General features: G+C 42.1%; 17 protein-coding genes and 1 tRNA gene. 12 read left to right on the top strand and 6 right to left on the bottom strand.

Translation table 11 applies throughout. The features are described 5' to 3' along the window. Nucleotides 1-91 precede the first annotated feature (91 nt). Nucleotides 92-466 (bottom strand): diacylglycerol kinase, encoded by a 375-nt coding sequence (locus F946_RS12105; RefSeq protein ID WP_035326984.1) that lies wholly within the window; start codon nt 464-466, stop codon nt 92-94. Between the two features lie 208 nt (nt 467-674). Beyond that, nucleotides 675-1,820: a glycerophosphodiester phosphodiesterase gene (locus F946_RS12100; RefSeq protein WP_004982671.1), complete on the bottom strand. Its 1,146-nt coding sequence runs from the start codon at nt 1,818-1,820 to the stop codon at nt 675-677. Between the two features lie 256 nt (nt 1,821-2,076). On the opposite strand from F946_RS12100, the gene F946_RS12095 reads away from it, so the two are divergent. The 4 genes from F946_RS12095 to F946_RS17430 all read left to right on the top strand — a co-directional run bounded on the left by F946_RS12095 (nt 2,077) and on the right by F946_RS17430 (nt 7,610). Continuing rightward, nucleotides 2,077-5,181 (top strand): multidrug efflux RND transporter permease subunit, encoded by a 3,105-nt coding sequence (locus F946_RS12095; RefSeq protein ID WP_004982670.1) that lies wholly within the window; start codon nt 2,077-2,079, stop codon nt 5,179-5,181. 133 nt (nt 5,182-5,314) lie between these two features. Continuing rightward, a complete protein-coding gene (gene mgtE, locus F946_RS12090; RefSeq protein ID WP_004982668.1) occupies nt 5,315-6,661 on the top strand; it encodes a magnesium transporter in 1,347 nt (448 codons plus the stop codon). A gap of 115 nt (nt 6,662-6,776) precedes the next feature. Continuing rightward, nucleotides 6,777-7,370: a DUF4112 domain-containing protein gene (locus tag F946_RS12085; RefSeq protein WP_004982666.1), complete on the top strand. Its 594-nt coding sequence runs from the start codon at nt 6,777-6,779 to the stop codon at nt 7,368-7,370. 6 nt (nt 7,371-7,376) lie between these two features. Further along, a complete protein-coding gene (locus tag F946_RS17430; RefSeq protein ID WP_004982665.1) occupies nt 7,377-7,610 on the top strand; it encodes a VOC family protein in 234 nt (77 codons plus the stop codon). Nucleotides 7,611-7,813: 203 nt separating this feature from the next. Here F946_RS17430 and htpX read toward each other — a convergent pair whose 3' ends face one another. Further along, nucleotides 7,814-8,719, bottom strand: coding sequence for a protease HtpX (gene htpX / locus F946_RS12075; protein WP_004982663.1), 906 nt, complete (start codon nt 8,717-8,719; stop codon nt 7,814-7,816). 117 nt (nt 8,720-8,836) lie between these two features. Then, a complete protein-coding gene (locus tag F946_RS12070; RefSeq protein ID WP_004982661.1) occupies nt 8,837-9,709 on the bottom strand; it encodes a lytic transglycosylase domain-containing protein in 873 nt (290 codons plus the stop codon). Nucleotides 9,710-10,211: 502 nt separating this feature from the next. On the opposite strand from F946_RS12070, the gene ttcA reads away from it, so the two are divergent. Continuing rightward, the gene (gene ttcA, locus F946_RS12065) at nt 10,212-11,135 is read left to right on the top strand and encodes a tRNA 2-thiocytidine(32) synthetase TtcA (protein WP_004695645.1); all 924 of its coding nucleotides are present in this window, start codon (nt 10,212-10,214) and stop codon (nt 11,133-11,135) included. A gap of 227 nt (nt 11,136-11,362) precedes the next feature. Further along, entirely contained in the window at nt 11,363-11,746 is a 384-nt protein-coding gene (locus F946_RS12060; RefSeq protein WP_004695646.1) for an SCP2 sterol-binding domain-containing protein, read from the top strand. A gap of 66 nt (nt 11,747-11,812) precedes the next feature. On the opposite strand, the gene F946_RS12055 is transcribed toward F946_RS12060, so the two are convergent. After that, on the bottom strand, nt 11,813-12,925 hold the full coding sequence (locus tag F946_RS12055; RefSeq protein WP_004982658.1) for an MltF family protein: 1,113 nt from the start codon (nt 12,923-12,925) through the stop codon (nt 11,813-11,815). A 364-nt stretch (nt 12,926-13,289) separates the two neighbouring features. Here F946_RS12055 and greB point away from each other — a divergent pair, with 364 nt between their 5' ends. The 5 genes from greB (at nt 13,290) to F946_RS12030 (ending at nt 16,925) form a co-directional block, all read left to right on the top strand. Beyond that, nucleotides 13,290-13,784: a transcription elongation factor GreB gene (gene greB, locus F946_RS12050; protein WP_004695648.1), complete on the top strand. Its 495-nt coding sequence runs from the start codon at nt 13,290-13,292 to the stop codon at nt 13,782-13,784. Between the two features lie 89 nt (nt 13,785-13,873). Next, nucleotides 13,874-13,963: transfer RNA gene (locus tag F946_RS12045), tRNA-Ser, on the top strand. 583 nt (nt 13,964-14,546) lie between these two features. Continuing rightward, complete coding sequence (locus F946_RS12040; protein ID WP_004982657.1) at nt 14,547-15,125, top strand: TetR/AcrR family transcriptional regulator; 579 nt, start codon at nt 14,547-14,549, stop codon at nt 15,123-15,125. After that, the gene (locus F946_RS12035; protein WP_004982655.1) at nt 15,122-16,027 is read left to right on the top strand and encodes a DMT family transporter; all 906 of its coding nucleotides are present in this window, start codon (nt 15,122-15,124) and stop codon (nt 16,025-16,027) included. Before F946_RS12040 ends, F946_RS12035 begins: the two co-directional genes overlap by 4 nt. A 25-nt stretch (nt 16,028-16,052) precedes the next feature. After that, on the top strand, nt 16,053-16,925 hold the full coding sequence (locus F946_RS12030) for an EamA family transporter (protein ID WP_004982653.1): 873 nt from the start codon (nt 16,053-16,055) through the stop codon (nt 16,923-16,925). Nucleotides 16,926-17,066: 141 nt separating this feature from the next. Here F946_RS12030 and F946_RS12025 read toward each other — a convergent pair whose 3' ends face one another. Further along, nucleotides 17,067-18,215 carry an acetyltransferase domain-containing protein gene (locus F946_RS12025; protein WP_004982652.1) on the bottom strand — a complete coding sequence of 383 codons (1,149 nt, stop codon included), beginning with the start codon at nt 18,213-18,215 and terminating at the stop codon, nt 17,067-17,069. A 171-nt stretch (nt 18,216-18,386) separates the two neighbouring features. Here F946_RS12025 and F946_RS12020 point away from each other — a divergent pair, with 171 nt between their 5' ends. Beyond that, nucleotides 18,387-19,019, top strand: coding sequence for a TetR/AcrR family transcriptional regulator (locus F946_RS12020; protein WP_004982650.1), 633 nt, complete (start codon nt 18,387-18,389; stop codon nt 19,017-19,019). Nucleotides 19,020-19,021 lie beyond the last annotated feature (2 nt).

The raw sequence follows: 19,021 nt of genomic DNA, 5'->3' as shown, positions 1-19,021 counted from the left end.
TCAAAAGAAAAACCCTGCGAAAGCAGGGTTTTTTTATGAGTTAATTTTGAGCTTGTTGAACAGCTTGAAAGTGAAATATTGAACAAAAACGTTAAGGCATCAGAATCAGCAGCCAAACAATAAAGATAATACTTAAAGAAACAAACTGTGCAGCACTTCCCATGTCTTTGGCATTTTTTGAAAGCTCATGGCGCTCCAATGAAATACGATCCACAATCGCCTCAATGGCTGAATTAAACAATTCAACAATAATTGCAAGTAAACAGACGGCTACCATGAGGGCTTGTTCTAAGCGACTGACCTCACAGAAAAAGCTTGTTGGAATCAGAATCAGGTTAATCAATAGGACTTGTCGAAAAGCTGCTTCGTGCGCAAATGCGGCCTTAAAACCTGAAATAGAATAATGAGTTGCATTAAAAATACGTTTAAAACCTGACTTGCCTTTGAGTGGGGAATATTGGCTCATACCATCAACCATTTTAAAATTTCAGCCACAATACATGATCTATATTAAAAGTCACTTAATTATAGTATTCAAAAAGTGCTTAATCTATGTACACCTAAAATAAGGAGAAAGAGATTAAAAAAGCCTGCTTTTTAATCTCTATAGTTCAAGGATGGATATGGGTTGGAAGTAAACGAGTTGCTCAGTTGTCTGGTTTGCTTTGCGTGACTTATTCTATTTTTTTCAAAAAAGCATCGGCGGCTTGACGACCTAAAGCGGGATCATCGGTAAAGACACCATCCACTCCAGCTTTAAAGAAAATTTCAAACTCAGCCAGCGCACCTTTTTCGCACTTTTCAGCGGCAATGGCGCTACAGTCTAAATAGTCTGGTAAGAAATTGTTTTCAGGGCGTAGGGTATAAGGATGTACTTTTAAGCCCACTGTGTGTGCATCGTTCACAAAACTGGTCGGGGTCGCTGGCTGAGTATTCGGCACGATATAGGTTTTACTTGGCCCAACACCATGCGCATAACTTGCGACGTCTTTTAGGCCTTGAGGTGTTGCCATATCACTATAGCGGAGTGTTGATTTGGCAAGCACAGCATCGGCAGGTTGTTCGGACTTGCCGCCATAGAGTTGAATAATTTTGACATGTCGAATCGATTTTAATTGATCCAACTGCTGACGCATCTGTTTTAAGTTGCTGACTTCAAACGACTGAATATAGACTGGTGCAATGTCACGACTATAGGTGTGTTTGGCCAGCGTGGTTAGTAGGCGTTGCTCCATGGCCAAATTGAGACCTTGGAAATAGCTAGGATGTTTGGTTTCGATATACAGGCCCACAATTTTTCCTGTCTTTTTATAGTGCGCATCTACGAGTTCAATAATTTCATCTAAAGTGGGCAGATCAAATTGATCATTATATTGGGTATTCGCTGGGCGAATTTCTGGAATACGTTCTCGTGCTTTCAGTTGCTTCAGCTCGTTTAAAGTAAAGTCTTCAGTAAACCAACCTGTGTAAGTTACGCCATCAACGACTTTACTGGTCTTCCGCTCTGCAAACTGCGGCAAGCTGCTGACATTGGTGGTTCCTCCGATTTCATTTTCATGGCGAGCGATTAAATAACCGTCTAGAGTTGGCACCAAATCAGGCTCAATAAAATCTGCACCGTCATCAATTGCTTTTTGATAAGCGGCTAAGGTGTGTTCAGGGCGTAGCGCACTGGCGCCACGATGTCCAATAATAAGGAGTTTAGGCTCAATGTATTCGGCGTTGTTTGGCGGTGGTTGGGACGCTGCATTGTCTTTCTGATCATGATGACAGCCCAATAAGCCTAAAAAAATAAAACTCAATAATGTTCTTTTTAACATGTGTTCCTCAACATTTTATTGTGGTGTTGCGGACTCAGTGTTCAATTTTAATATCTCAGATCAATGACAAATTGCGAAAAATTACAGGATGTCATCAATTGGTCAAAAAGCTTTCTTCATAGTTTCTTCATATTTAGCTCTAATGTTCTATTTCATGTTGTTAAGTCTTGTTTTTTAATGATTCGTCATAGAAGATCAAGCATGAAGTGATACCAGTTTCTAGATCTAGCCTCAGACCCAAGAGTACCGCAGTCCCATGCTGTCTAAATTTTTTATTCATCGTCCAATTTTTGCTGGTGTGCTGGCGATTATCGTGATGGCATTTGGTTTATTTGCCACCTTTCAGTTGCCTGTAGAGCGCTACCCCGATATTGCACCTCCTCGAATTACGGTGAGTGCGACATATACAGGCGCGTCAGCAGAGACAGTGGAGGAGAGCGTTACTCAGGTTTTAGAGCAGCAAATTAAAGGGATTGATCATTTACTGTATTTTAGTTCGAGCAGTGACTCGAATGGCCGTAGTCGAATCAGCATTAGTTTTGAGAATGGAACTGACCCAGATACCGCTCAGGTGCAAGTTCAAAATGCCATCAATGGAGTGATTAACCGCTTACCTGAAGATGTACAGCGTCAAGGGGTCAATGTCTATAAATCGCTTGGCGATACGCATATGGTGATTGGCCTATATGACCAAACAGGCAAAAGCAGCAATATTGCACTGTCTGATTATATGATGACGCATTTGGAGCAAGATTTAGCCCGTATTGATGGAGTTGGTGAGGTTGATGTTTTTGGTGCACAGTATGCCATGCGCTTATGGCTGAATCCGCACAAATTGCGTCAATATGGACTGATGCCGAGTGATATTCGTGCGGCGGTTGAAGCGCAAAACACGCAAGTGGCCGCAGGGGCAATTGGTGAGTTACCTAGCCTGTCAGACCAATATTTAAATGCCAAAGTCACCTCCGGTACACGTCTAAAAACCGTTGAAGAATTCGAAAACATCATTGTTAAATCGACCCGCGATGGCAGTTTTATTTATTTAAAAGACGTCGCACGGGTGGAACTAGGCGCGGAAAATTATCAGTCATTTAATACCATCAATGGTTTCCCTTCAGCGGGCATGGGTATTTCACTGTCTTCAGGGGCCAATGCACTGGCAACTTCGGCATTGATCAAACAAGAAGTCAGCCGATTGTCCTCAAAACTTCCTGAAGGCTATCAAATTGTTTATCCACGTGATAACACGCCTTTTGTGCAAGAGTCGATTAAGGAAGTGGTCAAAACACTGTTTGAAGCAGTGCTTTTGGTGATTGTGGTCATGTTTGTCTTTTTGCAAAATTGGCGTGCAACGCTGATTCCGACCATCACAGTACCTGTTGTAATTTTAGGCACGCTGGCCATTCTGTATGTGCTCGGGATGAGTATCAACACCTTAACCTTATTTGCATTGGTCTTAGCCATTGGGCTTTTGGTGGATGATGCGATTGTGGTGGTGGAAAACGTTGAACGGCTGATGCATGAACAGCAGATGAGTGCTCAACAAGCTTCGATTGCATCGATGCAGGAAATCAGTGGGGCATTGATTGGGATTACTTTGGTGTTAACCGCAGTGTTTATTCCCATGGCCTTTTTCGGTGGCTCGACAGGAGTGATCTACCGTCAGTTTTCAATGACCTTGGTTGCTGCCATGGCGCTATCTCTGCTGGTCGCATTAATTCTAACGCCTGCACTATGTGCCTTAATTTTAAAACCCAATGATAAATCGGCACGATGGGCAACTTGGTTTAATCTGAAGTTAGATCAGCTAAAACAGCGTTATTTAAAGCTGAGTAGCCAGACCATTCAGCACAGTAAAATCATGCTGGTGGTTTTTGTGGTGCTCATTGCCGTCTTTGCGCTGTTTTATCGTGCTTTGCCGACCAGTTTTATTCCCAGTGAAGATCAGGGTATTTTAAGTGTCCAGTTTAAACTGGCCGATGGTGCACCGGTGAGTCAAAGCCGTGTGGTTGGGGAAGAAATTCGCCAATACTTTTTAGACCAAGAACAGGCCAATATCAATTTGGTGATGATCCGTTATGGTCGTAATTTCTCGGGGACGGGACAAAATTTAGGTCAAGGTTTTATTGCACTGAAACATTGGGATGATCGTAAGGGGAAAGAGAACTCCGCACAAGCGATTCGAGAACGGGCGATTGCTCATTTTAGATCGCATCGAAATGCACAATTTAATGTGAATATGCCGTCCTCAGTCAGTGGCTTAGGGCAAACCGATGGCATGGAGTTTTGGATACGTGATATCAATGGCGAAGGTCGGGCCTATTTAGAAGCACAGTTCAAAACTTTGCAGGACGCATCCAAGCAGTATTCTAGTTTTAGCAATTTAGATAAACGTTCTAATCCAGATAAAGCCGAGCTCAAAGTGGATGTAAACCAAAAACAAGCTTTGGCCAATGGACTGAGTCAGACCGCTATTAATAGCACTTTATCCAGTGCTTGGGGCGGAAGTTATATCAATGACTTTATTGACCGTGGTCGGATTAAGCGGGTAATTATGCAAGGGGATGCCGAATTTCGTTCAAAACCTGATGATCTTCAAGCATGGACCGTACGTAATGATCTGAACCAAATGATTCCTTTTACAAATTTTGCTCAAGTGTCTTGGAGTGGAGGCCCTGAGGTGGTGAATCGCTTTATGGGCTATACCGCACTAGAAATGGAAGCAGATACAGCACAAAATGTTAGTTCTGGACAAGCCATGCAAGACGTACAAGATATGGTACGAGGGCATGATGGTATTGATCTGGCATGGAGTGGATTATCGTTTGAGGAAAACCAGTCCAATAACCAAGCATTGCTGCTGTATTTGGTCTCCATAGGCTTTATCTTTTTATGCCTTGCTGCACTTTATGAAAGTTGGAGTATTCCAACAGCCGTCATGAGTGCGATTCCACTCGGTATCGGTGGCAATATTTTGTTCAGTTATCTGACGGGTTTTCCGAATGATATTTACTTCCAAATTGCCTTGCTGACCACAATTGGTCTGTCCTGTAAAAATGCGATTTTAATTGTGGAATTTGCTTCATTCGCGCAGCAAAAAGGCAAGACAGCAATTGAAGCAGCGTTGGAAGGAGCAAGCTTACGGTTACGCCCGATTTTAATGACGTCTTTGGCTTTTGGTGCGGGTGTCACACCTCTGGTCTTTGCCTTTGGTGCAGGGGCAGCAAGTCGTCAGGAAATTGGGGTGAGTGTACTCGGTGGCGTGATTTTTGGCACGGTGTTGGTATTGCTATTTATTCCTTTAATGTATGTCTTGGTTCGCCGTGTGTTTCATGGACGAACACCTCAGGACGAAGTTTAAGCTTGAATCCGAAACATTCGTATGCAGCGAATAGGCAAAGCGAACCTTTAACCCAATCAGGCCGAAAGGCCTGACATTTAAAGATCCTTTGCTATACTCACATAGATAAAGAAAAACAATATTTGAGTGGTGTATGCCAAATCCGTCATTTTCACAGCAAGATTTCCAAGAGCAATTAAATCAGCCCGATAACCATGCTTTTATCCAAAGTCTGAAACAGTACAGCACTGCGGATTTAGCTGATATTTTAATGGGCCTGCCTATAAATGACCAAATTCGGCTATTGGAACAATTACCACAAGCCAGTTATGTCTTTGAGTTTTTAGCATTAACCGAGCAGCAGCAGCTAGCAGCGAAATTGCCTCAGGCTTTGTTGCTGAAGCTACTGGCCCATATGCATTCGGATGACCGTACCGATTTATTTCAAAGCTTGGCGCAAGAAGTTCAAGGTCAGATTTTTCCGCAGCTAGACGCGCATGTTCAAGCTCAGCTGAAGACCTTGATGGATTATCCTGCCGAGTCTGCGGGTGCAATTATGAGCACCGAAGTCATTACGGTACATGCCGAAATGACCATGCAACAGGCGATTCAACATATACGACAGCATGCAGCGGAAAGTGAAACTTTATATCTCATCTATGTGACCGATGCCTCGCGTTATTTACACGGGGTGATTTCGCTGCGGCAAATTATCCAATCTCCGCCTGAGCAATTGATTGGACAGGTTATGACCAGCCATGTCATCACGGGTTTAGTCAGTGAGGATCAGGAAAGTATTGCACAGAAACTGGCTCATTATGATTTTATGGCTTTGCCCATTGTCGATGAGCAGCAGCGTCTATTGGGGATTGTGACTTATGACGATGCAATGGATGTGGTGCAACAAGAAACCACAGAAGATATTCTAAAAAGTAGTGCGGTTGCGGCCAGTCCGCAGATGAGTATTAAAACGGCTCCAATCCTATTACTGTATCAGAAGCGGGTGTTTTGGTTGGTGTTTCTGGTTTTTGGTAGTTTACTCTCGGGGCTAGGAATTGCACACTTTGAAGACTTGATTGCGGCACATATCGTTTTGGTATTTTTCCTTCCTTTACTGGTGGGAAGTGGGGGAAATGCGGGGTCACAGTCCGCCACTTTAATGGTACGTGCACTGGCAACTGGCGACGTACATTTTAAAGACTGGTTTTATTTGCTAGGGCGTGAAAGTCTGGTTGCGCTGTGTCTAGGCGGAACTATGGCAACAGCTGTTTCCATTTTGGGCTATTTCCGTGGGGATATTCTGGTCGCTGTAGTATTGGCACTGAGTATGATGGGCATTGTGTTGATGGGTTGTTTGATTGGTATGAGTCTGCCGTTTATCTTAAACCGCATGAAACTCGACCCAGCCAGTGCATCCGCACCTTTGGTCACCTCAATTTGTGATGCGTCAGGCGTGGTGGTATATCTGCTGATTGCATCGCAAATTCTGACCTTGTCTTAAGCTAATAAGTAATTGTTTCAGCACAAAGTTAGCACAGAAAAAAGTCATGAAAAGCAGCATAATTCAGTGGTTTTATGATGTTAAAGTGGTTGAAATGATGGAGGTCAGTAACAACATGCCTGAACCCTTAGAACAAAAAAAAATGAGCCAGCAAGATGTCATTCGGTTAGAGCGTGATTTGGCCAAATATGCCAATATGATGGACTCTGTGGTGCGTATTCCGTTCACCAAGCAGGGTGTCGGTGCCGATGCCGCATTGAGTACTGTTCCGATTGCTGGTGATATCGCTGGTTTTGCCCTAACGTGTTATGCCATTTATAAAGCCAAGCAAATTGGTGTACCGCAAGAGAAATTGAGTCCAGTATTGAAGCTGGCTATGATTGATGCTGTGGTCGGTTTTATCCCTGTGTTAGGGACATTGTTTGATATTTTTATACGTCCGAGTCGTAAAGCACTGGATGTGGTTCATGACCATATTCGGGAAGAATACCAAATCCATTCAGAACATCATCTGACGCATCCTTTTCTCCATGAAAAATTGGAAAAGAAACAGCAACAATCCGCATTTTGGCGAAATCCAGTAGTGGCATGGCTTTGGCTACACATCCCCGATTTGTTTGGCCTGATCTTTTTGGTGTGTTTTATGGGCTTATTGTGGTGGGGTGGTAGTGTGATGTGGCATTGGTTACAGGGACTAAACTTAGGATAGCCACTCATGAAATTTGAAGGTCAGATTACGGCAAATTTGCCAGCGATTGATTTGGCGTGCACTGCTTCATTTTATCAAAGCTTGGGCTTTGATCTGGTTTATCAGTCCGCAGAGTGGGTGATTCTGCGTTTGGGCGAAATGACACTGGAGTTTTTCCATCATCCGCATTTAGACCCAAATAGTTCATGGCATAGTGCCTGTATTCGCGTAGCGGAAATTCAACCCTATTATGAATACTGATCTAAAGTGAATTGGTCGTTGTGGGAAACTGTCCGTATGACCGATATTCAGGATTTTGATGAGATCCGCCAGTTTTGCATCATTGACCCAAATGGCAGTTTATTACGCTGTATCGAAGTGACGATTAAATAAAAATGTTCTTATGCCGAGTCACAAAAAAAGCCTCCATGCGGAGGCTTTTTAAAATCTAGTCAACGAATTGTTTATGGACAATCGAGCTGTTGTAAAGCAGCAACACGTTGTTCAATCGTTGGGTGGGTTTGGAACAAAGCAGCTAAACTAAAGCCTTGCTCTTGACCTGCCGCGATAGCAAACGCTTTCATTTCTTTAGGCATCGCATCTGGAAGTTGTGACTCCGCTTGTAAACGCAACAAGGCAGAAATCATTGCTTGTTTGCCTGCAAGACGCGCGCCTGCTTCATCTGCACGATATTCGCGGTAGCGGGAGAACCACATCACGATTGCAGAAGCTAAAATACCAAAGACAATATCAAGCACGATGGTAATGGCAAAATAAGCTAAACCTGGTGCTTCACCTTCTTCACGACCAAAGACATTACGGTCAATGAAATCACCTGCGACACGTGCAAAGAACATCACAAAGGCGTTCACGACACCTTGAACGAGCGCCAAAGTCACCATGTCACCATTGGCGACGTGACCAATTTCGTGAGCCAAGACTGCACGAAGCTCATCTTTATTCATACGCTCAAGTAAGCCGGTAGAAACTGCAACTAATGCATCGTTCTTGTTCCAACCTGTAGCAAAAGCATTAGATTGGTAAGACGGGAAAATACCGACTTCTGGCATTTTAATACCAGAACGTTGCGCCAATTGAGCGACTTCTTGTAACAACCATGCTTCAGCTTGGTTGCGCGGGGCATTTGGGTCAATTAACTCTGTACCAGTTGTTTTTTTCGCCATCCATTTTGACATGAATAGAGAAATCATTGAGCCAACCATACCAAAGACAAAACAGATAACCAGTAGGTTACCTAGATTTAAGCCACCCGCGCCATGGTAACTACCGACACCGAAGAGTGACAAGATAATGCCAGCTACAACCAGTACCGCGAGGTTGGTTAGCAAGAACAAACCAATCCGCATCATTGAGAAAATCCTCTTATAATAAAAAAATAATCTGATTTATAAATCGAAAATCATTGATCTCAATATGAGGTGAAACTCTTCAAAATTCAAGAAAAAATAATAAAACTGCTATAAAAATTATTCTGAAATTTGAATGCGGGCAGAGGCGGTTGCATTGGCTGTGGCATAGGAACCCGGCGCATCAGTAAAACTGCCATCGGCTGCGAGGATAATTTGGCGTGAAGGTGCGCTACGACTCACACTGAGTTGTGTGCTTGGAGAAGAGTCTGCATCGTAATGTGCAGATTGGGCAATGACTTGAGCATTGGCTGGTGTGCTATTTGAGCCTGCAGAAATGTTAATCCCGCCCGCATATAGATTGCTATAACGGCTACTCACGCGGCGAACATAGTCTTGAGTTTCACGGAAGGGTGGAATACCACCGTACTTTTGTACATTGCCTTCGCCAGCATTGTAGCCTGCAAGCGCAAGACTGGTGTTGCCGTTAAAGCGTTTCATCAGCCATGCCAAATACTTGGCACCTGCATTTATGTTCTGCTGTGGATCATACGCATTAGAGACATTAAAGCGCCGTGCTGTCGCAGGCATGAGTTGCATAAGCCCCTGAGCCCCAACAGGTGAGCGTGCATCGACATTAAAGCCTGATTCGGTATGCATGACCGCTTTAATTAAGCCTTCAGAAACGCCGTGGGTTTGAGCCGCTTGGCGAATAATGTGGTCAAAAGCATTTTTGTTGCGACTATAACTGGGCAACACGGAAGATTCAGAAGCCCCCCAGTTACTATAACTGTGGATATTACTGTCTGGATAATAGGTTTTCTTTTCGACTTTTAGGTTGCTATAACGACTTTGTTTATTGGTTAACAAGGTCGTACCGTTGGAATCTCTCAATTGGTAGATGGTTTGACCCGCGTGACAATCCAGTGCCATGAACGAAATCGTCATACACCCCAAAACGTAAAAACGACTCAAAAGCAGCTTATTTTTCATTATCTATTATTAATCGTAAAAAAATCGATTTCAGTGACTAGAAATGAGTTTAGCAAAAAAAGAACCGTCTGAAACTATTTTAAGTTCAAAAAATCCATGACTTTGTAAAAATCAAGTCAAATTGTTGAGCAAGTAATCAAAAAAAATAATTAATTTATTTTTAATGAGGATTGCTTGACTGGGTTAAGTTGTTGAAATTTAATAGTAAATAAATAGATCAAAAAATGATCAATTTAAATAGAAGCCTTAAAGAGTGGGGGGAACACCCTGTCAAGTCGATTAGAATCCACAAAGTTATCCCCAGCTTTTGTGGAAAAATGTGGAAAAGTCCAAAACATAAGCAGTTCAGCTAAAATATGAACGCAATCGTTCAAAGTTAAACCGATTTCAATACATGAATATGACAGCAATGACAATTTATGAGAATTTACATTCTTTAGGTGCGAGATGGCTGTGAATCGGATAAAATTGCGCGGTATTTTTTTTAAGGTTTAACTCGTCTATGTTCTCGCCAGTTGAGTCCAATCAGGGATTTAATTTTAAACCAGAACTACCCACTAGCTCTGCGTATTATCGTCTGTTGAAAAAGTTACGCCGTCAGGTGGGTCATGCCATTCGCGATTTTAAAATGATCGAAGAAGGCGATAAAGTGATGGTCTGCATCTCCGGTGGTAAGGACAGTTATACCTTGCTCGATATTATGTTGCAGTTTAAACGCATTGCACCGATCAATTTTGATGTGGTGGCTGTGAATTTGGACCAGAAGCAACCCGGTTTCCCTGAGGACGTGTTACCACGTTATTTAGAAGAGAATAATATTCCCTACTATATCTTAGAAAAAGACACCTACAGCATCACCAAACGTTTAACGCCTGAAGGCAAAACCTACTGTGCAGTTTGTTCACGCTTACGCCGTGGCTCTTTATACGGCTTTGCGCAAGAAATTGGCGCGACCAAAGTGGCGTTGGGGCATCACCGTGATGATATCTTGGCGACTTTCTTCTTGAACTTATTCCATGGCGGTAGCTTAAAGGCGATGCCTCCTAAATTGTTATCGTCAGATAAAAAGAACATCTTGATTCGCCCACTGGCTTATGTGGAAGAAAAAGACATCATTAAATATGCTGAAATGCGCCAGTTCCCGATTATTCCGTGTAACTTGTGCGGTTCTCAGGAAAATCTGCAACGTGCCATGTTAAATGACATGTTGCGTGAGTGGGATAAAGCACATCCAAAGCGTCTACACAGTATTTTTGGCGCCTTGCAGAATGTTTCGCCATCGCAGTTGGCAGATCGTGAGTTATTCGACTTTGAAGCGTTAGATAGCGAACGTGAATTCGACTTTAAAGGTGAAAGTTGTTCAACGGAAGATGAACCGGAGAACAAACGCATTAACATGGTTAATCTTGGCTTTGCAGCAGACTAATTTTGTCAGTTAAGCCAATGCAAAACACCAATCAATGATTGGTGTTTTTTTTATGTGGATGATTTTGATAAACTTTGTATAAGAAATATAAAATATGAACGGTACGTACAAAAAACTTTAGGCACATGTAGGATATACATGCTATAACAATCTCCGAGCGTATTTAGCTTCACAATGATGCCGTCTGGATAGGCAGCACACAACGAACAAAGAATTGAGGAAACATCATGCCTGCTTTTTTAACTGATGATTGGTTTTCAACTGTAGAAACATTAACTGCTCAAGCGGGGAATTTGAACCTGCCGCCAGCACTTGCGAATCTTGCAATTAACTTAGTTGTTGCTGACAATGCGGGTAATACCGAATTATCTTTAGATGGCGGCGCAATTAAAAAAGGCTTGTCTTCAAACGCGAAAACAACCTTGAACATGGATGCTGAAACACTACGTAAAGTGTTCCTTGAGTTTGATATGGCTGCAGCAATGCAAGCGTTCATGACGGGTAAAATAAAAGTTCAAGGTGATATGTCACAGTTGATGGCATTGCAAACAGCGAAGCCAAGCCAAGAGCAAAAAGATTTATTTAAGAAAGTGCTTGAGCAAACGGCTTAAGTATTCTGAAATAAAAAAAGCTTACCTATATAGGTAAGCTTTTTTTATGCCAATAGAGATGATCTTTTAGATATTGACCAGCTGCGGCGTGGTTTTAATGTGCTCAAGATAAGCCCGGATACGCGTCACATACTGAAGCGCTTGGCGGTAGCGACCATTTTTGGCTTGGTTCTGTTGTAGGTAAGCATACAAATTGAGCCAGTTATTAGGGTCTTTACCTTGTGCCTGAATCCGTTTTTGAATCTGATTCACCGCACCCGGTCCCATATTGTACGCAACCAGTGCATACCAGTTCCGGTCAGGAAAGGGAATATCATCATAGCGACTCAGCATTTGGTCGTAGTACTTGGCACCACCTTGAATGCTTTGCGCTGGATCGGTACGGTTACTCACACCCATGGCTTTGGCTGTGCTATTGGTCAACATCATCAAACCACGTACACCCGTGGGAGAAACGGAGTTCGGCTTAAGATAAGACTCTTGATAACCAATCGCTGCCAATAAGTGCCAATCTAAATCGTACTTTTGCGCTGTGCTTTTAAAACTGGCCTTATAGATTGGCATACGCTGACGCAAATCGCGTTGAATCGTATTCCAGTTTTCAGGCTTCACGACATTACGGTTGTAAAAAGAGGCCAATTGACCAATTGAACCAGATTGTTTACCACGGCAGACAAATCCGCTCGCCGTTTGTGTCAATGGATCATTCGCATGTTTAAATACCCAGTTCAGCTCAGTATTGAGGCCATTTTTACGTAAAACGTTTAAATCACCACAAGTAGCAGAAAAGGTTGCGAGACTTTTTTGCTCAATCGTTTGAACACTTGCCGTCGTCATTGCAAAATTTGCTTTGCCCTGTACGACCCATTTCAGTGCTGTAGCGTTATCGGGGACGGTTTTGAAGTCTAGCTTTACATTTAAGCTGTCTGCATAGTTACGTGCAAGGTCATAACCAAAACCATGCAAATGCTGACCATCTTTAAAAACGGTCGTTGGGTTTTCCACTGAAACGACAGTCAATTTATTATGATTGACGACGTTATCATACTGGTAGGTCTTACTTGCATTAATACTATGAAATGGAATTAACAAAGTACTTAAAGCAAGGGCTTTCAACGGGAGAGAGAAAGTTAATGAATTAAGGCAAAGCCTCGATCCAGAAGTTGAACTACTGTGCATGTTGTCTCCGCTACAAGTAATTTATGCCCTAGAACGCAAAGGCAAAAACATGCCTTAAAACGAGTTCAAGTTGTCTAAATTCAATAAGAGGTTGGGCATTCATGACGTCATTCAAAATGACATGGGATTAAGAGGATTATGTAGAAAAACTACATGGATTAAAAAATAGGCAACTAATTTAAGATGAGCGCATAATATATATCAATTTTAAAAGTGTCAAATTTTGTGCAATATTTTTTGAAAAATGTAACATAACAATTTAATTTAATTCAGGAATTTATTTTATAAACTTCTGTTGTGGAGAAATAAGGGATAAAATAATCCTTTGTTGTAAATCAATTAGCAGATTTAGACGGCATTCATCATGAAATCAAACTTAATTACACGTGCAGGTCACGACAAATTGGTGGCGGAATTAAAGCAGCTTTGGCATGAAGAACGCCCTGAAATTACCAAGAAAGTAAACTGGGCGGCGAGCCTTGGTGATCGTAGTGAAAACGCGGATTATCAGTACAACAAACAGATCTTACGTAAGATTGATCGACGGGTTCGCTACTTGGGAAAACGCCTCGAAGAACTTCGTATTATCGACTTTTCTGAAGAGCAGGCTGGCAAGATTTATTTTGGCGCTTGGGTCGAAATTGAAAATGACGCAGGGGAACAAAAAACCTTACGCATCGTCGGGGTGGATGAAATTTACGATCATCACCCGCAGCACATCTCCATCGACTCGCCGATGGCACGTGCTTTACTGTCCAAACAAGTCGATGATGAAATTGAAGTGTTGACGCCAACTGGAAAAAAACACTGGTATGTCAATTCAATTCGTTATGACAGACCTGAAAGTTCAGAGAACTAAAAGATTTTGCTTTAATTTTAGCCACTTGGTGTGATTTTTGAAGAAAAGTATTTGCCAAGTAGATTGAATGTTTATATGATGTCGCCCATGGAAGCGTGGCAGAGCGGTTTAATGCACCGGTCTTGAAAACCGACGAGGGTGTGAGTCCTCCGTGAGTTCGAATCTCACCGCTTCCGCCAAATTATTTTTAAATACAAATTAAAACTAATCATTAATCGATAACCCAAGTTTAAGTTGGGCCATTACGTCAAGTAGTGTGGGGAACACCACATAGATCGGCAGTGATCAAATTCTAAAAAAAGCAGTCAGACCTTCTCTTACTGCTTTTTTTTATTTAAGGTATTTAACCTTCTTTTATAGTATTCAGCTATAGCTTGAGTTGTCCAACTCGATCCCTTTTTAGATTCGCTATTCGTTTTTAGACAAGCAGTTATAGAGACTACACTGTTGTGCTATGTAGTAGTCGTTTTGGTAGATCAGTTTTTCGAAAGTTTCTCAATTTCATCTGAACGGTTCTTAACATCCTTCGTTTGGTTTATCTAGCAACTTCTTACCTATAAGTTGGAACTACATATGATTTGTAAAAGTATAGAGCGATAGTTCCGTTTCGTTTTTTTTCTACCGCCATTGCGATGGGTCGATTGAAGGGTATTCTCCCGTATTTGATTCATCTGATATTTCCTTCATTAAATAAGCAAAGGTGTCTTGCATATTTTTACAGATTCTATAAATTAGGTAGATCGGTCTACTTAGTTGAGTGTGATGAATACGAAAACTGCGAAACAGAAAATTTTAGATGCAGCCGCGATTTTGTTTTATAACGATGGCATCACCAGTACAGGGATTAACAGCATTACCGATAAGGCCAAAGTTGCCAAAATGTCCTTATATAATAATTTCCCGACCAAGGCTGACTTGATCACTTCTTATATAGAAGCACGGCATCAAGAGTGGTTAGATTTGTATGCGCTTCGAAACCAACAAGCCCATACCCCTATTGATAAAATTGTCGCGGTTTTTGAAGCCTATCAAGACCATGCTGAGTTTGCCTATGAAAAAGGCTTTCGGGGCTGTGGTTTGTTGAATGCTGCTGCTGAGTTCCCAGCGCACAGCGCCGAGCGCTTGGCTGTAAAACGGCATAAGGATGAAATTGAAAACATTATCTCTACACAGCTTGCCCTTATCATTTCGGACGCAGACAAGGTCAAACAAATGGCTTTGTTGTTGTCTTTTGTTTTAGAGGGATCGATTGCGCGAGCAGGCTTGGAAAGCTCGAGTGAAAAAGTGCAAGCTGCAACAGCGATGGTGAAAACACTTTTAGCACAGGAAATCAGCACGTGAATCAGTCTGTTTCTGCGGTACCGAATTATGGTTTTATCGCGGTGCTGTTCGCTGCTTTTCTATGGGGAACGACGGGCACAGTCGCATCTTTTGCACCTAATTTGAGTCCTTTGGCTGTTGGCGCTGCCGCAATGGGCGGTGGAGGACTGTTACAGGCACTTTTGGCGCGAAAAAGTATTATCTACCATCTGGCACATATCAAAGCCAATGCGGTGATGCTCGGTGTAGGCGTAATTGCGGTTTTTATTTATCCTTTGGCCTTTTATTCATCGATGCACTATGCAGGCATCACCATTGGTACGGTCGTGTCGATTGGTACGGCGCCTTTATTTACCGCACTTTTAGAAAGGGTGTTTGACCGAAAAGCACTTTCGATGACATGGTTGATGAGTTTCGTATTGGGCGTGACGGGCGTTGCGCTACTTTCTCTCGGGGAATCACATGTTGTGGCAACCACGGAGCATTTGTCCCAAAACCGACCAATGTTGGGTATTGCTTTAGGGGCGGTTGCGGGATTGACCTATGCTTTATATTCTTGGGCGGCAAAACGAATGATTGACCAAGGAATGGATGCAAAAGCGTCAATGGGGCTTATCTTCGGACTTGGTTCTTTATTATTACTTCCGACTTTATGGATAACAGGTTCAAACTTGTTTGAAGAAAACATCAACCTTTATGTCGTGGGGTATATGATGTTGATTCCAATATTTTTGGGCTATGTTTTATTTGGATATGGCTTAAAAACCGTACCCGCCAGTAAAGCCATTACCTTGACCTTATTTGAACCTTTGGTTGCCGCTGTTTTTGCAATCCTGTTGGTGGGAGAACAACTTGCACCAATCGGTTGGATTGGGATGGTTTTAATTTCAATCTGCTTAGTATTACTCACCAAAGCAAAGTAAATTTTCTCCTTGGGTCGTTTCATACATGATGATACATAAACAAGAAACAGCACTTTTCGCAGCCGTATTGTCTTTAATTTCAGTACAAGTGGGTGCTGCATTTGCAAAAATGCTTTTTCCCATCCTCGGAGCTGAAACGGTCGCTTTGGTGCGTTTAGGTTTATCCGCAGTCTTTTTATGGATTGTATTTCAGCCATGGAAAACTTTTCGTCAAAACAGCATGGAATGGAAAGATCTCTTTTGTTATGGCGTGATTTTAAGCTTGATGAATTTACTCATTTATAAAGCCTTTTCCTATATGTCGGTCGGGATCGCGATTTCAATTGAGGTCTTAGGGCCTTTGGCTGTGGCTATTTTTATGTCACGAAATAAATCGGACTTTGTCTGGGGTGGCTTATCGCTGATTGGTTTGATCTTATTTCCCTTAGGGAAGGTGGATAATAACTTTAGCTATATTGGCATGTTATATGCGCTTGGTGCTGCCATCTGCTGGGGACTGTATATTATCTATGGAACCAAAGTGGCCAAAGGCGGCAGTAACACGGTAGCAATTGGCATGATGATTGCGACGCTATGTATTGTTCCTTTTGGAATATCTAATGTTGGACAGGCTTTTAGTACATATGAGGTATTCGGTCTATGCATTGTGGTGTCATTGCTGTCGAGTTGTATTCCATTTTTACTGGATATTTTTGCAATGAAGCGTTTGTCACCCAAAATATTTGGGGTGTTGTTAAGTGCTTCACCAATCATCAGTGCATTGGCGGGATGGTTCATTTTAGGTGAAAATTTAAACCTTTATCAAATGATAGGGGTGTCAATTATCATGGTATCGTGTGCAGGGTTCTTCTATTGTTCTTATCAAAAGACAGGCGTTGCTCAAACATGTGCAGACTAGGTCTGTTTATAACAGTTGAAGCAGGGCAGTACTGTGCATATAAGCGCCATGATTCATAACCCAATATAAGGTCAAGATTGATGCCTCGTTGGACTAAGCATCAATCTTGTTTCAGTGAAATTGGCTATACACCTTAAACCCTTAAAGGTATTTAAGAATGCGAATATGTTTGTTTTTATGTTTAAAGGCTGAAAATTTCAACATCAAGGGATAGTGAGCTACAGTTAAAATAATCGAAATGAGCCAGAGGGTGGAGACATGATCGACGCCAAAGTATTCGCCATGGGTCGTGCCAAACAGTGCGACTGCAATGAGATAGAGGGCTTTCAGCACATATAAGTGTACGATATAGAAAAACATCGGCACGGAACCAAAGATAATCAAGGGTTTGATCCAAGGTTTACTTTCAACCCTTTGAAGTAACACTAACAGGACTAAGCCTAGCCCGACATTCCACAAAATAAACAGCAGCGATGGCGGATACTTGGTCAAGTTCAAAAAACTCATAATGGTTTCAGTGCTGGTCGGCATGACTGACCATGCTTGGTCGCCATAGAGATTGATCATTCTTAAAACGATAAATAAGCTGATACTTGCAAGTCCGAAGCCTAACAAGATTTGATTTCTTTTTGCGACATCGTATGTACTGTTAAATATGGTATGACCGATGCAATAGCCGAGGGCAATCACCCCAATCCAAGGCAGTACTGGGTAAGAGGTTCTAAAACGAATCAGATCTCCAAATTCGATCCAACCACGTTCATGTAAAACAAACCACAGATTTTGCAGGATCGATATTTGTGAAAATGACACTTGATCCAGCGTATTATGTCCAAAAATAATGCTGAGACTGATCACCCAAAGCCATTTTTGCGATAGCCCAATCAAGCCTGCTAAAACCACCATACTGAGACCAATGGCCCAAATCACTTGTAAATAGATGACATCGGGCGGGAACTGTCCAGTCCAAGCGAAGTTGATAATGATTAGTTCGAGAAAAATCAGAAATAGACCGCGTTTGAGTAAAAATTCACGTGTCATTTGAACACTGTTGTTTTTTGCTTGGTAAAGATAAGCCGATAAGCCTGTTAATACCACAAAAACAGGGGCACATAAGTGAGCCAAGATTCGGCTAAAGAAAAGGGATTCTTCGGTTCCTGGAATCAGCATCGGGTCGGGGACTTGCTGGTGGAGATAAAAAGTTTCTCTGACATGGTCGACCATCATAATCAGAATAACCAATCCTCTGAGGGCGTCAATCGCTTGTAAACGTTGTGAAGGTGTAGACATAAGATGAATTGAAAATTAGTGTTATAGTATAATGTAACATTTATTTCAATCATTTATATCTAAAATTTAATCAGCAAAATTTATATGTAATCCAATGATTCGAGATGAAGTATCAAAGGTAGATGCATTATTTTATAGACGACTGGTCTATTATTGATTTATAGTGTGGATATGAAACGATCAGATAAAAGTGAAGCAACACGACTACACATTTTAAATAGCAGTTTTCAACTGGTATTACATAAAGGTTTTGTCGGAGTGGGCTTACAGGAAATTCTAAAGAATTGTGATGTGCCGAAAGGTTCATTCTATTACTACTTTGCTTCGAAAGAGGCTTTCGGCTGTGCGCTACTTCAGCAGTATCTGGCCGACTATAAAGTCAAAATCAATCAGCTGATACAGCAAGAACAGCGAAGCGCCTATGCAAGTCTCGTGGCACTTTGGCAAGCATGGATTGATAACCCATCGCATATTGAAAGTGATGTTGAACATCATAGCGATGGGGGATGGGCGGAGAACTGTCTGATCGTCAAGTTGGCAGCAGAAGTCTCAGATTTATCTGAAGATATGCGTCAGATTTTGAACTTCGGGGTGCGTAAGTTAACAGAACGTATTTCGGGTCTAATCCAAGCCGGGCAGCAAGATGGTTCAATTCCAGCGCATATTGACGCTGAAAAAATGGCACAAACCATGTATCAATTGTGGTTGGGAGCAGCTTTATTGGCAAGACTGGCCCGAGATAAGCAGCCCCTTTACCTCGCTTTGGAAACTACCCAACAACTATTACAGCCGATAAAGGAATAGCA

Source organism: Acinetobacter johnsonii ANC 3681 (assembly GCF_000368805.1).
In the GTDB taxonomy this organism is placed as follows: domain Bacteria; phylum Pseudomonadota; class Gammaproteobacteria; order Pseudomonadales; family Moraxellaceae; genus Acinetobacter; species Acinetobacter johnsonii.
This window is presented reverse-complemented; position numbering and strand designations above follow the sequence as displayed.

Coding starts and splice junctions, on each gene's coding strand:
- F946_RS12105 (WP_035326984.1), bottom strand. CDS start 466: ATGAGCCAATATTCCCCACTCAAAGGCAAGTCAGGTTTTAAACGTATT.
- F946_RS12100 (WP_004982671.1), bottom strand. CDS start 1,820: ATGTTAAAAAGAACATTATTGAGTTTTATTTTTTTAGGCTTATTGGGC.
- F946_RS12095 (WP_004982670.1), top strand. CDS start 2,077: ATGCTGTCTAAATTTTTTATTCATCGTCCAATTTTTGCTGGTGTGCTG.
- mgtE (WP_004982668.1), top strand. CDS start 5,315: ATGCCAAATCCGTCATTTTCACAGCAAGATTTCCAAGAGCAATTAAAT.
- F946_RS12085 (WP_004982666.1), top strand. CDS start 6,777: ATGCCTGAACCCTTAGAACAAAAAAAAATGAGCCAGCAAGATGTCATT.
- F946_RS17430 (WP_004982665.1), top strand. CDS start 7,377: ATGAAATTTGAAGGTCAGATTACGGCAAATTTGCCAGCGATTGATTTG.
- htpX (WP_004982663.1), bottom strand. CDS start 8,719: ATGATGCGGATTGGTTTGTTCTTGCTAACCAACCTCGCGGTACTGGTT.
- F946_RS12070 (WP_004982661.1), bottom strand. CDS start 9,709: ATGAAAAATAAGCTGCTTTTGAGTCGTTTTTACGTTTTGGGGTGTATG.
- ttcA (WP_004695645.1), top strand. CDS start 10,212: ATGTTCTCGCCAGTTGAGTCCAATCAGGGATTTAATTTTAAACCAGAA.
- F946_RS12060 (WP_004695646.1), top strand. CDS start 11,363: ATGCCTGCTTTTTTAACTGATGATTGGTTTTCAACTGTAGAAACATTA.
- F946_RS12055 (WP_004982658.1), bottom strand. CDS start 12,925: ATGCACAGTAGTTCAACTTCTGGATCGAGGCTTTGCCTTAATTCATTA.
- greB (WP_004695648.1), top strand. CDS start 13,290: ATGAAATCAAACTTAATTACACGTGCAGGTCACGACAAATTGGTGGCG.
- F946_RS12040 (WP_004982657.1), top strand. CDS start 14,547: ATGAATACGAAAACTGCGAAACAGAAAATTTTAGATGCAGCCGCGATT.
- F946_RS12030 (WP_004982653.1), top strand. CDS start 16,053: ATGATGATACATAAACAAGAAACAGCACTTTTCGCAGCCGTATTGTCT.
- F946_RS12025 (WP_004982652.1), bottom strand. CDS start 18,215: ATGTCTACACCTTCACAACGTTTACAAGCGATTGACGCCCTCAGAGGA.
- F946_RS12020 (WP_004982650.1), top strand. CDS start 18,387: ATGAAACGATCAGATAAAAGTGAAGCAACACGACTACACATTTTAAAT.